The organism is Rubidibacter lacunae KORDI 51-2 (genome assembly GCF_000473895.1).
Taxonomy (GTDB): Bacteria; Cyanobacteriota; Cyanobacteriia; order Cyanobacteriales; family Rubidibacteraceae; genus Rubidibacter; species Rubidibacter lacunae.
Genome location: NZ_ASSJ01000016.1, coordinates 1 through 15573, shown reverse-complemented (window position 1 = coordinate 15573; position 15573 = coordinate 1). Strand labels below are relative to the sequence as shown.

11 protein-coding genes are annotated in these 15573 nt (G+C 58.6%); 5 read left to right on the top strand and 6 right to left on the bottom strand.

Annotation, left to right across the window (positions count from 1 at the left end):
• Window positions 1-135: 135 nt before the first annotated feature.
• Window positions 136-1725, bottom strand: coding sequence for a M16 family metallopeptidase (locus KR51_RS03200; protein ID WP_022604795.1), 1590 nt, complete (start codon window positions 1723-1725; stop codon window positions 136-138).
• Between the two features lie 135 nt (window positions 1726-1860).
• Here KR51_RS03200 and KR51_RS03195 point away from each other — a divergent pair, with 135 nt between their 5' ends.
• Both KR51_RS03195 and KR51_RS19130 read left to right on the top strand, forming a co-directional pair.
• Window positions 1861-2508: a TetR/AcrR family transcriptional regulator gene (locus KR51_RS03195; protein WP_022604794.1), complete on the top strand. Its 648-nt coding sequence runs from the start codon at window positions 1861-1863 to the stop codon at window positions 2506-2508.
• Window positions 2509-3069: 561 nt separating this feature from the next.
• The gene (locus KR51_RS19130) at window positions 3070-3360 is read left to right on the top strand and encodes a hypothetical protein (protein WP_156914946.1); all 291 of its coding nucleotides are present in this window, start codon (window positions 3070-3072) and stop codon (window positions 3358-3360) included.
• On the opposite strand, the gene KR51_RS03190 is transcribed toward KR51_RS19130, so the two are convergent.
• On the bottom strand, window positions 3293-6979 hold the full coding sequence (locus KR51_RS03190) for a hydantoinase B/oxoprolinase family protein (RefSeq protein ID WP_040655015.1): 3687 nt from the start codon (window positions 6977-6979) through the stop codon (window positions 3293-3295). The genes KR51_RS19130 and KR51_RS03190 overlap by 68 nt on opposite strands.
• A gap of 351 nt (window positions 6980-7330) precedes the next feature.
• Here KR51_RS03190 and KR51_RS03185 point away from each other — a divergent pair, with 351 nt between their 5' ends.
• Both KR51_RS03185 and KR51_RS03180 read left to right on the top strand, forming a co-directional pair.
• A complete protein-coding gene (locus KR51_RS03185) occupies window positions 7331-8332 on the top strand; it encodes a methyltransferase domain-containing protein (RefSeq protein WP_022604792.1) in 1002 nt (333 codons plus the stop codon).
• 330 nt (window positions 8333-8662) lie between these two features.
• The gene (locus KR51_RS03180) at window positions 8663-9853 is read left to right on the top strand and encodes a glycosyltransferase family protein (RefSeq protein ID WP_051358052.1); all 1191 of its coding nucleotides are present in this window, start codon (window positions 8663-8665) and stop codon (window positions 9851-9853) included.
• 260 nt (window positions 9854-10113) lie between these two features.
• Here KR51_RS03180 and KR51_RS03175 read toward each other — a convergent pair whose 3' ends face one another.
• The 3 genes from KR51_RS03175 to KR51_RS03165 form a co-directional block, all read right to left on the bottom strand.
• Complete coding sequence (locus KR51_RS03175) at window positions 10114-10650, bottom strand: retropepsin-like aspartic protease family protein (RefSeq protein ID WP_022604790.1); 537 nt, start codon at window positions 10648-10650, stop codon at window positions 10114-10116.
• A gap of 83 nt (window positions 10651-10733) precedes the next feature.
• On the bottom strand, window positions 10734-11102 hold the full coding sequence (locus KR51_RS03170; RefSeq protein WP_022604789.1) for a YtxH domain-containing protein: 369 nt from the start codon (window positions 11100-11102) through the stop codon (window positions 10734-10736).
• 108 nt (window positions 11103-11210) lie between these two features.
• Entirely contained in the window at window positions 11211-12953 is a 1743-nt protein-coding gene (locus KR51_RS03165; protein WP_022604787.1) for a DUF1565 domain-containing protein, read from the bottom strand.
• A 366-nt stretch (window positions 12954-13319) separates the two neighbouring features.
• Between KR51_RS03165 and psaC the strand changes: the two genes are divergently transcribed.
• Window positions 13320-13565, top strand: coding sequence for a photosystem I iron-sulfur center protein PsaC (gene psaC, locus KR51_RS03160; RefSeq protein WP_022604785.1), 246 nt, complete (start codon window positions 13320-13322; stop codon window positions 13563-13565).
• Window positions 13566-14353: 788 nt separating this feature from the next.
• Here psaC and KR51_RS03150 read toward each other — a convergent pair.
• Entirely contained in the window at window positions 14354-15337 is a 984-nt protein-coding gene (locus tag KR51_RS03150) for a glycosyltransferase family 2 protein (protein ID WP_022604783.1), read from the bottom strand.
• Between the last annotated feature and the right edge of the window lie 236 nt (window positions 15338-15573).

The following is a 15573-nucleotide window of genomic DNA, read 5'->3' as shown; positions in this document are numbered from 1 at the left end:
AGATTCGTCATCAGATGGGAAGTCCGACGATGGGTGGAGTGTCGCCAGAGCGCGGCCGGCTCAAAATGCGACCGCGCGGTGACCCGGCAGTCGAGCCGGCAAGGCGATCGCGACGCGCTTTGCCGGTGACATCCTTCAGCTTTCTGCAGGGCGCTCGGCGTCCGGCGCATCCACTGACAGCAACCGGCCGACCGTGCGATTTTCCGGAACGAAGGTCGCGCGGGCGATGCGCTGCACGTCTTCTGGTGTGACTGCAGCAAGCTGCTCGACACGGGCGAACAAGTTGCGCCAGTCGCCGGTCTTAGCTTGATATTCCGCCAGCTGCCGCGCCATACCGGCTGGAGAGTCGAGCGATCGCAACAAGCTTGCTCGAACTTGGGTTTTGACGCGAGCGAGTTCCTCTGCTGCAACGGGTTCGGTTTTGAGGAGATCGAGTTCTGCGGTCAGTGCCGCTTCGAGTTCGTCCAGCGTTCGGCCGGGCGCGCTCGCACCGTAAAACAGCATCAAGCTCGGATAGCGGTTGCCGGGAAAGGCATTGTCCGTTTGAACAGATAGGGCCACCTGCTGCTCGACCACGAGCGACTTATACAACCGCGAGGTTCGACCGCTCCCGAGCAAGTCCGCGAGAATCTCGTACACCGGTTCGTCGGGGTGGGTTAGGGCCGGGCGGTGATAGCCTTCGAGGTACAGCGGCTGCGACGGCAATCCCAGCTCGAACTCCCGCAGTTCCTGCTGCCGCGGCTCCTCGGGAATCGCGTCCGCAAGCGCCGATCGCGCCGGAAAGCGACCGAAGTAGGTCTCTGCTAAATGCCGCACCTCCACCGGGTCCACATCGCCTGCGATCGCGATCGTTAGCTTGCTCGGGACGTAGTGCCTGGCAAAGAACTCGCGAATATCCTCCCGGCGCAGGTTGCGAATGTCTTCGGCAAAGCCGATCGTCGGGCGACCGTAGGGATGCACCGCAAACGCCCGGGCCAGGAACGATTCGATCAACGTGCCGATAGGCGAATCGTCCGTTCGCTGCCGCCGTTCTTCGAGGATGACTTGCTGTTCCTTGTAGAACTCCCGAAACACCGGTTCCAGAAAACGCTCCGACTCCAGCGACATCCACAGTTCCAGCTTGTTAGCCGGCAGACTGCAGAAATACACCGTGTAATCCGGCGAGGTCGCCGCATTCAAACCGAGGCCGCCCTCAATGCGGATGATGCGGCCGTAGGCGTTTTGGTCGATTGCGCGATCGGCGTCCTGCTGCGCGGCCGCAAACTGCCCTTGCAACCCGGCAATAGTCTCGTCGGTCTTGCCGTCGGCCCTGGCTGCCTCCAGCTGGTCGCGTAAAGCATCCAACCGCGCGATCGCCGTGCGTTCGGCAGTGCGATCGGTCGTGCCAATGCGCTCGGTACCCTTGAATGCCAAGTGTTCTAAAAAGTGAGCGGCGCCGGTTTTCCCAGCCTCCTCGTCCACCGCGCCGACATCAGCGTAGGTCACGAAGGACACGATCGGCGCGTCATTGTCTTTGAGAACGACAAATTGCAAACCGTTGTCTAATGTAAATTCCGTAATGCGATCGCTGACACGATCGAGGTAAGGCTGAATTGAAGCCGAGGTTGATGCCGATGGCGGCACCGGCGACGTATCGGCGCGGGCGGCAATGCTCCAGCTAGCGATCGCGAGCAGAAGCAGTAAGCCGACCCAGAGTCGTCGTGAGGAAGAAGCTAGTCGATTCATGTTTAGAAATGCGGCAAACCGGGCTGGGCAATTTATCCGGTCTTAACAATCTGTGAAGGTTTGTGAGCGCTGGAACGCGCAAACGCAAATTAAGGCTACGGTGACAATATTAAATAGTCCACCCGGCAATCGACCATGCAGGTATTTCGTCGGCGAACGAACCGCGTTGCGCGTACGACCCCCAAGCCCGAGGAAACCACGCGATCGCGCATTCTCAAAGCCGCGCAACGCTTGTTTGCTCGCAAAGGGTACGAGGCAACGACAACGCGCGACCTCGCGGCCGAAGCAGGGGTTGCTGAAGGAACCCTCTTTCGTCATTTCACCAACAAAAAAGCCATTTTAATTGAAGTTGCGACGCAAGGTTGGGTTGATTTATTGACCGATCTGCTAACCGAACTGAGCGAAATGGGCAGCTACAAAGCCATTTCACAGGTGATGCGACGGCGCATGATAAACCTACACGAAAATGGCGATATGATGCGCGTATGTTTCATCGAGGCGCAGTTCCATCCCGAGTTAAGAGAGCGCATTCAAACTGAAGTTATTTCTAAAATGACCGAGGTTGCTGAAGCATTTTTCGAGACGGCGATGGATCGCGGCATATATCGGCGCATGAATCCGCGTATCGTCGCGCAGGTGTTTTTGGGCATGTTTGCCGTCGCAGGGTTTTCCGATCGCACCATCATGAGCCCGGAAGCATCCATAAAGGAACAGCAGGAAATGGCAGAAGGCCTCGCCGACATTTTCCTGCAGGGCGTTTTGGCAAACGGCGACCAAAAATAAGACCCAAGCCAAGACGTCTGCATGCGCTGACAACAGCGCGTGCCGCCTTAGAAGAGACCCAGTTGCTTCGATCTTCTCGATCTAACGATTGGCTAGCAATCATTACCAACATCCGGATCGTACGTCACGCTTAGATTGCCCCAAGTCGCCGTAAGTTAGACACCAGTGCCGCGATTTACGAGCAAGCCCTCTGGAATCGAGATGATTAACCTATTGGGGCAGCACCGAAGAACTTTTTCGTTGGCTTTCACCGACTTCATAAATCCACAACCGGACGCGGGGCGTTGACGCCTTGAGTAACGCCGAGTCGCTATCGCTTGTCTTCCGTGAGCTTCCAAGGTTCTTGGATCGTGCTGCCGGGACTGTTAGCTAGCTCGGGCAACCACTGACGGAGATAGTTGCCTTATGAGTCGTATTCCTGGGACAGCTTGGGGGGGTGAAATAGCGGAAACCGCGTGCATCGTTGCCGACACCTGCAGCGTAGTTCCAACGGCTCGAGTTGCTGCAAAATTCGGACTCGCTCGGCAGTGACTCTTACCATTCCACACCCCACCACCAGTTGTGTCGGGGTTCTTGGTGGGGAAACTCGAAAAGTTTTTCGGTCGCGATTGGGCAAAAGACCGTTGCTGCCCGTTCGCGCATGTTGGCATCCCCCAGCGGATAGCCCTTACGACCGACCTACCATTGCACGAGGCGATCGCGATCGTGTTTCTAAGGATGGAGCAATCTGTCCGAGCCGAGATCGTTCCGCTCGAAACCGCTCGCGGGGCAGATATTGCCATGCTTATGTTGAGGCCTCAGGCGATCGCTCGCGAGCCCAACCGTAACCGCCACCGCCGGGAGTTTCAATAATGATGGTGTCGCCAGTTTGTACCTCTAGAACCGCCGTTCCGCCAAGTTCTTCTACGGTGCCGTCTGAACGCCCTACGGCATTGCGACCGGGAGCACCCGCGCCACCCCCTGCCAATCCGAAGGGAACGACCCGCCGTCTCCCGGATAAAATCGCTGCTGTCATCGGCTCGAGGAAGCGAATGTGGCGAATCGTGCCGTTGCCGCCGCAGTGACGTCCGCTACCGCCACTCCCCGCTCGGATGGCAAAGCGATCGACCACCACGGGAAAGCGCCATTCCAACACTTCCGGATCGGTCAGCCGCGAATTCGTCATGTGTGTATGGATGGCATCGGTACCGTCATACTCCGGACCCGCGCCCGACCCCCCGCAAATCGTCTCGTAGTACTGATACTTGGCGTTGCCGAACGTAAAGTTGTTCATCGTGCCTTGGGCAGCGGCGCTTAACCCCAAGGCACCGTAGAGCGCGTCGACGATCGCCTGCGAGGTTTCCACATTCCCGGCAACGACGGGAGCGGGCGCTCTCGGCGCGAGCATACTACCCTCGGGAACGACGATGTCCAATGGCTTCAGACACCCGTCATTGAGAGGAATATCGTCTTCGACGAGCGTACGAAACACGTAGAGCACGGCTGCCTTACAAATTGCTTTCGGCGCATTGAAGTTATTGGGCTGTTGGGGCGAAGTGCCTGAAAAGTCTACCCGTGCGCTGCGCGCAACGCGATCGACCGAGACGGTCGCGCAAATCTTTGCCCCTGTATCGAGTTCGCAGGTAAAACTGCCGTCATGAAGCGCGCCGATCGCGCGCCGAACCGACTCCTCGGCGTTGTCCTGAACGTGTTTGACATAAGCGACTACGGTTGCCAATCCGTATTGCAAGATCGCGCGCTTCAATTCATCGATCCCGCGTTCGTTGGCGGCAATTTGCGCTTTGAGATCGGCAACGTTTTGGTCCGGTTTGCGCGCGGGATAAGGTCCGCTGGCGAGAAGTTCGCGCAGTTCGCGATCGCAAAATTTACCATCCGCGACCAGCCGGACGTTATCGAGCAGAATGCCCTCTTCGGTGGTGTGCTGGCTGAATGGCGGCATCGAGCCGGGCGCGATCCCGCCGATATCGGCATGATGGCCGCGCGAGGCAACGTAGAATTGCGGGCGCGAGTCGGTTGGCTTGACGAAAACCGGCGTCACGACGGTGATATCGGGTAAATGCGTGCCACCGTTGTAAGGATTGTTGAGCGCGTAAACGTCGCCGGGTTGGAAGCGTCCGCCGCAGCCTGCCATTAAGCCGCGCACGCTCTCGCTCATCGAGCCGAGGTGAACGGGAATATGCGGTGCGTTGGCTACGAGCCAACCGTCCGCGTCGAACACCGCACAGGAAAAGTCGAGGCGCTCTTTGATGTTGACCGAATAGCTGGTGTTCTGTAGCGTCGTGCCCATGCGTTCGGCGATCGCGCGAAACAGATGGTTGAACACCTCCAACAAGACCGGATCGGGGACCGACAAATCGCGTCCACCGACGGTATTGGCGATAGCTTGGCTGGCTGTCTGCGGGGCTGCGCAGCGATCGAGTAACAGCTGGGCATGGGGTGTGACGGTTGCCTGCCAACCGGGTTCGACAACTGTCGTAGTTGTAGACTCAACCACGATCGCCGGACCGGTCACGCGATTGTCGGGCTGCAGGGTTTCGCGGGGGTAAACGGGGGTTGCATGCCACGAACCGCGCGCGTACATCGACACGGTGGCGATCGCCTGGGGCGGCGCATCCGATCCGCGCTCGCGGGCGGAGTCGGCCTCGACATCGGACAGCGCAATCGACTCGACGGCAATGGTTGCTGCCACGAGGGATTGGTCGGGCATCGTAAAGCCGTATCGGCGTCGGTGCAGGGTTGAAAACTGCTGGCGCATCGCCGGGATCGTGTCGAAATCCACCCCGATCGCCGCATCGGTTCCGTTGTATTTGAGATGGACTTTGCGTAAGATTTGCAGCTCGCGCTCCCCGCCCAGATTTTGACGTTCGAGTTCGGACTCCCCTTGTTTCACGAGTTCGCTTAACTGTAGCTCCAACTCCGGCAAGTTCTCTGCATTCAGTTCGAGTTCGAGCGATCGCTCGCGCAGCACGCGGACGTCTGCCAGCCCGATGCCGTAAGCAGACAAGACCCCCGCGAGCGGGTGAATTAAGATGCGCTCGATGCCCAGCGCTTCGGCAAGCAAACATGCATGTTGCCCCCCCGCTCCGCCAAAGCAACAAAGCGCGTATTTCGATACGTCATGGCCGCGTTCCAAGGAAATTTTCGCGATCGCGCCGGCCATGATTTCGATCGCGATCGCCAAGAAACCGGAGGCAATTTTTTCAGGCGCGCGCTCGCCACCGATCTCTGCAGCAAGCTGGGTGAAGCGATCGCGCACCGCGCCGACATCCAAAGGGCGATCTGCATCCGGTCCGAAGACGCGCGGAAAGAAGTCTGCATGCAGTTTCCCGACCGCGACGTTGCAGTCGGTAATGGTCAGCGGACCGCCCTTGCCGTAAGCTGCCGGTCCGGGGTTAGCCCCGGCCGATTCGGGACCGACGCGGTAGCGCGTGCCGTCGAAGCGCGCGATCGAACCGCCGCCTGCCGCAACGGTATGGATGTCTAACATCGGGGCCTGCAAGCGCACGCCGGCAATGAGGTTTTCGAAGTTGCGCTCGTACTCGCCGGCGTAGTGCGCGACGTCGGTGGACGTCCCACCCATATCGAAGCTGATGAGCTTGTCGATGCCCGCGATCGCGCTGGTTTTAACGGCTCCAACGATACCCCCAGCCGGACCGGACAGGATGCTATCCTTGCCGCGAAAGGTTGTGGCGTCCGTCAGTCCCCCATTGGATTGCACGAACATCAACCGCGGCGACGGATCCGGCGACGGAACTTGCCCGTCGGTCGCTCGGAGTTGGGCGGCCACGCGATTAACGTAGCGATGCAAAATCGGCGACAGGTACGCATCGACAACAGTAGTTTCGCCGCGACTGACGAGCTTGACGAGCGGACTGACGACATGGGAAACCGAGACATGCGTAAAGCCGATCTCGCGAGCGATCGCGGCAATGGCGCGCTCTCGGTCGGGGTAGCGGTAGCCGTGCATGAGGGCGATCGCGCAACTGCGAATGCCTTCGTCGAAGGCGGCCTGCAGGTCCGCCCGCGCCCGCTCGCGATCGAGCGGGACCAGCTCGTTCCCGCGAGCATCGATGCGGGAGGCAATTTCCACCACGCGCTCGTAGGGTGGCACGGGTAAACGGATCTGCCGGGCAAAGATATCCGGACGGTTCTGGTAGCCGATGCGGAGCGCGTCGCGCAACCCTTGCGTAATCGCCAATACCACGCGATCGCCGTGCCGTTCCAGCAGCGCGTTAGTTGCCACCGTCGTGCCCATTTTGACAACTTCAATGCGCTCGCCCGACAGGGATGCGTCGGGTGCGAGTCCCATTACCTCGCGAATGCCCTGCACGGCTGCATCCGCGTAGCGATCGCTTTCCGAAAGCAGCTTGCGAACGAGGAGCGCCCCGTCCGGTCGGCGGGCGACGACGTCGGTAAAGGTACCGCCACGATCGATCCAAAATTGCCAGCGACGCTCAGGAGTGTAGCTCACGATCTGGCTCTCGGGATGCCCGTAAACGAATGGTCCGCATGTTAGCACCATCTCTGCACGGCAATCGGGCACGCGGCAACTCGCCAACGGAGAAACTTCCTCCCCGTTCCCGATGTCCCTTCTGGCATTCCCCTTCCTGGAGCAACTGGTCTGCGCGCGAACCTTGTTAGAGTTGTGAAGGTTCATTAAGCTGCCGTATCGGTGCCTTGTTGGAGCACGCGGCGGCAGTTTCGCCATTACCATGCTGCTTAATGGGGCAGGGAATTGCGCGGACCGACCCGATCGCTGCTGTTAGCCCGAGCGATCGCCTCAATTGCATTCAGCGACTTCTTTGCGACGGAGCCGACAACCATGACGCTTTTGACGATCGCGCCTTTTGCAATAGGACTACTCCTCATCATCGTTTTGCTAGCGGTTGCCGTTGCAATTTACCTGGTTACGGCGCGCAAATACCGGGAGTCCAACTCGGTTGCCAACGCTTATGACCAGTGGACGGACGACGGCATTCTAGAATTTTATTGGGGTGAGCACATTCATCTCGGTCATTACGGCTCGCCACCGCAGCGCAAGAACTTCATCGCCGCCAAAGAGTCCTTCGTTCGCGAGATGGTGCGCTGGGGCGGACTCGATATGCTCCCGCACGGTACGACCGTCATCGATGTCGGTTGCGGCATTGGCGGTAGCAGCCGGATGCTGGCACGGGAGTATGGTTTCTCGGTTACGGGCGTGACGATCAGCTCCGGACAGGTCCGCCGTGCCCGGGAGCTGACGCCGGACGGGTTGGATGCAACCTTTGTTGTTGGCGATGCGATGGCGCTAGACTTCCCCGACGCGAGCTTCGACGTCGTGTGGTCGATTGAAGCCGGACCGCACATACCGGACAAAGCTCTGTTCGCAAAGGAGCTCCTGCGCGTACTTAAACCCGGCGGCATCCTGGTTGTCGCGGATTGGAATCAGCGCGACGATCGCCAAAAGCCACTGAATTTTTGGGAGCGCCCGGTCATGCAGCAACTGCTCGATCAGTGGTCGCACCCGGCATTTTCTAGCATTGAAGGCTTCTCCGAGCTGCTAACAGCAACGGGGTTAGTTCGGGGAAATGTGGTCGCGGATGACTGGACAGAACAGACCTTACCGTCTTGGTTCGATACGATTTGGCAGGGGGTCGTTCGTCCGTGGGGTTGGGTGCAATACGGCATTCCTGGCTTCATCAAATCCGTGCGCGAAGTCCCGACGATCTTATTAATGCGACTGGCGTTTGGAGCGGGACTCTGCCGGTTTGGGATGTTCCGTGCCGAGCGTGCCGACGGAGCGTCCGAATCTGCCGCCTCAACCGCAGTCGCCAGCAGCAACTAGCGAACGACTTTATGCGTGCGCTTTCAAGCTGACTTGCCACGAATAGTTCTGTTGCTTCTCCGCAAGATGCGGCCAAACCCTTAAATGCCGTCGGAAAATCTCCTCGGTTGCCTAGACGGTGCAGACTATGCGCGCACATTTTATCTCAGGTGCTACTGCGATAAAATGTGCGCGCGGTTGGAGACGGGCACGACCGCATATGCAAGCAAAGTAGTGGCTGCGGGCAAAGGTGTGGCTGCAGGCGACCGATTCGAAACGACTTTCTCGACCGTTGTTGGAGCCGACAGTCCAACCGACGTCCTGATCCTGACGAACGGTCCGGGCGAGGTAATGACATGGGTGCGGCCGGTGGTGCAAGCATTGCGCCGTCAGTTGCCCGCGCGCGCGGTGCGGGTTTCGGTGGTGCTATCGCCGTGTCCGCACGCAACTGGGATGGAAGCAGCAGTGGCGCGGCAATTGCCGGGAGTCGATCGCGTGCAGCCCGCCGAGGCGTTCTGGCGGTTTTTGCTGTGGGGGCAGACGGCAGAGCGGTGGACGTGGCGATCGCGTGGCGTCGTGCTCTTCCTGGGCGGCGATCGATTCTTTGCCGTGTGGATCGCGCGGCGGTTAGGCTATCGCACGATTATTTACGCCGAATGGGATGCTCAGTGGTGGCGGTGGGTCGATCGTATAGCGGCGATGCGGGGGCAAACAGTGGCAAAGCTGCCCGCGCGGGCCCGATTGAAAGTGCGGATTGTGGGCGACCTCATGGCCGAGGTCGAGCGCGTGCCAATCGACAACATTGATGTCCAGACGATCGGCCTGCTCGTCGGCTCCAAGTCCGCCAAATTGACCCAAGGCGTGCCATTGTGCCTGGCGATTGCCGAACAGATCCGCGCCCGTCGCCCGCAAGTACGCTTTATCATTCCCGTTGCCCCGACGCAAACCCCCGAGGCGATCGCGCATTATGCCGACCCACAGCGCAATCCGGCAGTCGCCTTAGTGGGTGGGTCGCCTGCACAGTTGGAGATGACCGGCGATCGCGCGCGATTGCGGACGCCAAGCGGCTTGGCAGTAGAGTTGCGTTCGGAGTTCCCGCCTCATGGACTGTACGCCAGCTGCCACTTGTGTTTGACGACGGTCGGAGCGAACACGGCAGAGCTGGGCGCTCTAGGGGTACCGATGGTGGTTTTGTTGCCCACGCAACAATTGGATGCAATGCGGGCGTGGGACGGGCTACCGGGTTTGCTGGCGAACTTGCCGGGAATAGGTAAGTTGTTTGCCGTCACCATCAACTGGTTGATACTACGCCGCAAACGACTGTATGCCTGGCCGAATATCTGGGCGGGCCGCGAAATCGTTCCGGAGCTATGCGGTCGTTTGCGCGCGGAGGAGGTTGCCGCGCTGGCGTTAGCACTGTTAGAGCACCCAAAACAATTGGAGGCAATGCGCACCGAGCTACGGGCAGCGAGCGGGCAACCGGGAGCAGCTGATGCGATCGCGAGTCTGGTTGTCGAGGAGTTGGACCGTACCCGCGAGTAACCCGAAGCGCAATATTCCGAATAGACTGTTCGAATCGAACTGCACGGCGTTCCAGGTGCTTGGAGATTCTGGCATAACAGTTGAGGAGCTGCTTCAGACACTTCAAGACTGCAACGAGGGTCTATCGGGAGTTCCATTCTGGAGATTGTCCCAACCAACCTTTTCATTGCTATAGTTTGTGCGCCGAAAAAGAGGAGCTAAACCTAGGAGGGCGTTACAGCTCTGGCATTATAGTGCGGGACGCTTGTGCAGCTGCCTCCTTAGCGGCGTTTGAACTCGATGAAGTCTTGGCGAATCGACACGTCGTATTTGGAGAAGAAGTTTTGCCCCAGCAAGCCCGTTGTCAGTGACGGCGCGACGATCACGACAACGTTCTGAGCGGTGGCTCCCCCGACGTCGATCGACGACACCCGACCGAATGCCAAACGTACGCCACGTTCGCTGGGCGTGTTAACCGTGGCGTATCCTTCGCGACGCAGCCCGAGCAGTTCTGCACCTTCGGCCGACACGACCGTCGAACTCGCACCCGTATCGAGCATCATCTCCAGTCGCTGCTCGCCGTTGAAGGTTACTTCAATGACCGGAATCCCGCCCAAGCGGCGCAGGATTGGAACCCGATACAAACCCGGTTTCAAGTCGCGTCGGTCGCCCTGGCCGCAAAGCGCGCCGAGGTCGATGCGCTGTCCGCTTTCGTCGAGCAAAAAACAACTGCCATCCTGCGCGACCACCGGCAGCGCAAGCGCGAGCGTACTTGCTGTCATGCTTGCGGTTAGTACAAATGCTGAGAGCCGGTTCATGGTGTGTCCTGGGCGTCAGTTGTCTAGGGAACTAGGTTTTGCAAACGGTTTTGTTTGGGAATGACGATAGCCGCGGACTGCCTTCAAGCAGGGGAGGCGGGGCGTTCGCCACCGTTGTTACCAGAAACCGCCTCGGAAGACTGCGGTTCGTGGTTGGTTTGCTGGAGATCGCGGACTTCTAGCTGACCGGCTTCAAGTCCTATGGCAAGGGCATCGCGCAATCGCGCAAGCGTACCTTGCCAGCTGTATAGCGTCGACTCCGAAAAGCGATCGGCCTGGACCTGAAAGGTGCTCGAAAGGTCTTCAGCAAGTTCGGGGAGTGCGTCTGCCGATTTCTTCAGAATCCGACGCGTTTCACGGCCGGTCCGCGGGGCAACAAGCATGCCAGCGACTGCACCAACTGCACTGCCAACCAGCAGGCCACCTAGGAATGCTCCAAAATGTTTTGACATGACTATATACCGCTCATACGGCCGAACGCTGTTGTCAATCCCGCACGCTGGAATCGTAACGTGCTTCATAGGCTGATTGTACCGAGCTGGACGGTGGGCGTCACTGTGTCACTTCGGCAGCACGATTGATTCCAATCCAGCTTGTTGGAATTCGCGTACGACGCGATTGACATTGGCACGGGTACTAAAAATACCTACCTGCATCACCCTTTGCCCGCCGTGACTGGTCGGGAAAGCCTCGGGCGCGATCGCTCGGACGATATCAGTTTGAGCGTCGGTCGCCACGACAAGTACCCGAAACCGCTCGCCACTAGCGGCCGAGCTATTAGTATCCACAGCAGTCGTGGTGGTAGTCCTCGTCGCGGCAGGCAGAAATCCTGGTTTGACTGTCAACCAAGCTTCTAAGGTTCGACCGCTAACCCGGCGGGGCGGTGAGGGTGCTGGGGTCGAAGTAGATGGCGGGGCAGCAGCAACGGGTGGCGCTGGAACTGTTGCAGGCGTACTTGACGGAGATGCCGAGGCGACCGCGTGAGCAGAGGGCGATATGGGCGTACTCGCTGCAGCACTTACAGGGGACGCAGGAGCAACTGTGGGGGCTGGCAACGGTATGGGCGCGCTTTGCGTGGCAACAATAGGTGCTTCAGGCAAAGTTGGCGACACTACGGAAGCGATCGGTGTTGCTTTAGCGGGCGTGGATACGCTCGGTGCATCACCTGCAGGGGATGCGGGAGCAGTTGCCAGTGCTTCGGAGGCGATCGGCGGAGCGGTTGCTGGGGCGGGCACGCTTGGTGCGGCTGCTTCCGGTACTTCTGGCACAGTAGTTGTTGGTGCTTCGGACCCAGATGTGGACGCTGGTGCAGCCGTCGGCGAGGCGGAGGAAATAGCATTTCCGGTCAGATCGCGCACGTCTTCTGGATTACTTACAAAATCGTTGCTTTTGTCGAGCTGCAAGCGGGCGTCAGCAATCGCAGTAATTCCACTTTCACCGGAGTTGCCAATGTGATTGAACTGCAACACCGGCTGCGCGCGACCGGAGATGAATATGCCAATATGATTGCTGCGAATTTGGTTGGCAACTAAGCGGGGTGTTGCCTCATCCCCAACATTGATGCCAATTCGACCGCGCTCGCAGATATTAGCCCGCACCAACGGCGTCGCTGTGCCGACAATATTAATTCCACTATCAGCATTTCCGCGCGTGTAATTTTCGACGATCTCTGACGCCCCTGCAACTACCACAATCCCTGCACCGCCACTACGGGTGAAGGTGTTGCGCGCTACCGTTGCCGTTGAATCGACCCAGACACCAGACCCGCGCGGCTGCGGGTTCGTTACCGTCACACCGCTCAAAGTCGCTCCTGCTCCGAGCGCGAGCGCGACCGATTGCCGCGAGCCGTTTTCACTGGCAAGGAGCCCGCCACCTTCAATTGCTATGCCGTGTCCGCGCGTCTCAGGGTTACCGCGTAGCGTGACACCTGCCGGTATCCGTAAAGGAAATACCTCGCCCGAAGGCGCGCCGTATTGGCCTGTTACCAGCTGTACCACCATCCTAGACTGTGCTTGTTGGAGTGCCTGCCCAATAGTCCGCAATGGGGCTGATTCCGAACCCTCAGCCCTGTCATCGCCCCGTATTGGATCGACAAACAGCGTTGATTGCGCGATCTCCTCCGAAGGCGACGAGGATTGTGTTGCCGATGGCGCATCCGGTCGAACTTCTGGCTGCGCGATCGCCGCATCAAACATAATTGCCAAACAGCTTAGCAGCACGCTCGACAACGACCTGAGGAATCGATACTGCTTTGCACCATCGTTTGCTGCCATTACCTTCCACGTCCGCTTCCTAGGTACCATCTGCCCGCTCCCGCTCGATCCTGTCACGATCTTTAGCACCCATTAGGGATCTAGATTTGCTGGATCTCCAGGTCTGGATCTCCAGCTCTAATGACTCGGACGATCGCCATTTGGTTACCGCTCGCGATCGTATGGGCATGCCGCGGGGGGTCTCGGGCGATGGCTTCAACCGATACACTTTTTCAGCCAACCGCTAAAGCGGCGATTTTTTGCAGCCAATTGTTACAGACAATGTTACGGCTATTGTTACGGAGTTTAAAATTCCAGCGATCGCGTCCGAGTGAGGCGAAACCTGCGGGGTAAACTACATGAGACCCGCGATCTCCCCTGTGCAAATAACGAACGAGCTTAAGGAGTCCCTTTCAGATGTCGCATAGCGTCAAGATTTACGACACTTGTATCGGATGCACCCAGTGCGTGCGTGCGTGCCCCCTCGACGTGCTCGAAATGGTTCCCTGGGATGGCTGCAAGGCTGGCCAGATCGCCTCTTCGCCGCGCACGGAAGATTGCATCGGTTGCAAGCGTTGCGAGACGGCTTGCCCGACCGACTTCCTAAGCGTCCGCGTTTATCTGGGTGCTGAAACCTCGCGCAGTATGGGTCTGGCGTATTAAGCAAACCCATACCACCTAGCCTCCAGGCGATCGCTATTCGAACGCGATTGCGCCTCATACATCAACTGCTGCGATTAAGCCTTGCGAGTTTACTTGTAGGGCTTTTTTTGTTCGTGCACCAAGGAAGTGTTGGATCTGCCATACCATATCCACCAGAACACTATCCGACTGGACTTTGGAGATAGAGCGGCTTGAAGGCGAGAGAAGAAAATCAGCTTGGAGGATGAACGCATTGCCCCCTCTGACCCGACCTGGATAACTCCTTCCTCATATCTAGGCCCAGCAGTTTTCCCAAGCCCTCTATCGCTGCTTTAACTTACGCGCAGACGACATCCTCAATCTCCTTGATGCCCTCGCTGGCACTGAGACCGCTGACCCCTTTGATGCCACTCCCTCTCGCCCGTCTGCCCCTGTCAGTAAAGCTCCTTCTCCGCTGCGGTCGCCGCACACCACCTTTCCCCATAGCCCGCTCGTTCCCAATTGTGACCGGACCGCATAACCACTCCGGCGCGAGTTTGCAACCACCTTCGTGTTTCTCCGACGCCGGCGACCCCTGGCTGTGGGGCATTGGTGGCACAAACTATTTCCGTCTCCACGCCCACACCCCTGGGCCGACCCCAGCGAGCACGTCCGCGCCCAGGTTATGATTTCATTCTCGACGCTCTACCTGTCGAGAAATTTTTCGTTTGGCATGAGAAGTGGCAGGTTGTTCCGCTATCTCGACATGCCGTAATTTTTTGGGCTTGCCCTGGACGATTTAGAGCGTTGCTTACTGGATCGGCGATTGTCTACCTAGGGCGATCGCGTTTATAGGGCCGCAGCGGATCGCGCCAGTACATCCAGATGTCGCGGGCAGTTGCCTCGCTGAGGTGAGTCTGGCGACCGAGCAGCTCGCGAAAAAGCGACACGCTGCGGCCGAGCAGCCAACACGCATTGGCCACGATCAAGCCGCGGCGACCGCCATAGAATTTGGCGAAGTATCGCGATCGCGATGCGTACACATAGGGTTGAGGGCGCTTGCGCGCTGCTAATTCTTGCTTCACGGGTCCGCTACCACCACGCAGGTGTACGACACGCGCCTCCGGACAGTACCGGATCGTCCACCCTAACGCCCGCGTTCGCCGGCAGTAATCGATATCGTCACAGTACATAAAATAGCCCTCGTCCATCAACCCAACGCGTTCGACAACCGCTCGGCGTATAAGCACGCAGGCAAAACTAGTCCATTCCGGCTCGAACGCGTTGTCCGTAACAGGGAGCGGCATATCAAAGCGCAGCAGCAGCTTAGTGAGCGATCCCGTTTGCGCCGCAGCGATCGCTTCCGATCCGGGCGATCGGTAGCGAAAGCAGCTGATCTGCGGTGTTGCGTCCGGCCATTCCAAGCGCGGGCTAACAATCCCTACCGCAGGATGGGCTGCAAGTTCCCTGAGGAGCGAGGAGATCGCGCCGGGTCGGACAATCGTGTCGCTGTTGAGCAGGAGATAAGCCTCCGCCCGTGCCGATTGGATCCCGAGATTGTTGCCGGCTGAAAAACCACCATTGACCGAAGATGGCAGCACTCGGACCCATGCCTGCCAGTTATTGAGTGCGATCGCGCGTTCGATCTCCTGTAAGGACCCGTCGCCAGAGGCGTTATCCACCACAACGACAGCGTGTTTGCACCCCACGAGCTGTCCGTCCAGCGATGCCAAACAGTCAATCGTCAGCGCTGGCGTTCGATAGTTGAGCACCACTACTAGCAGTTGCAACGAAGACCCGGCATCCACAACCATGATTTAGGTTTTACTACAGCGTGCAGCTTGCACGTTAACGAGCCTGTTACCCCATTAGCACGGGTGAGGACTTAGCTGGATTATTCACGAAGATTTTAACGAAGCCTAAAACCCTTGCTCTGACCTAGACACCATTTACGTGTATAGAAACGCACTGTCATTGAGAGAAAAAGTCTGCAAGCCTTTTACGGCAAAAGGTTTAGGGTCTCCGCATAAGAGTTCATGAATAATCCAGG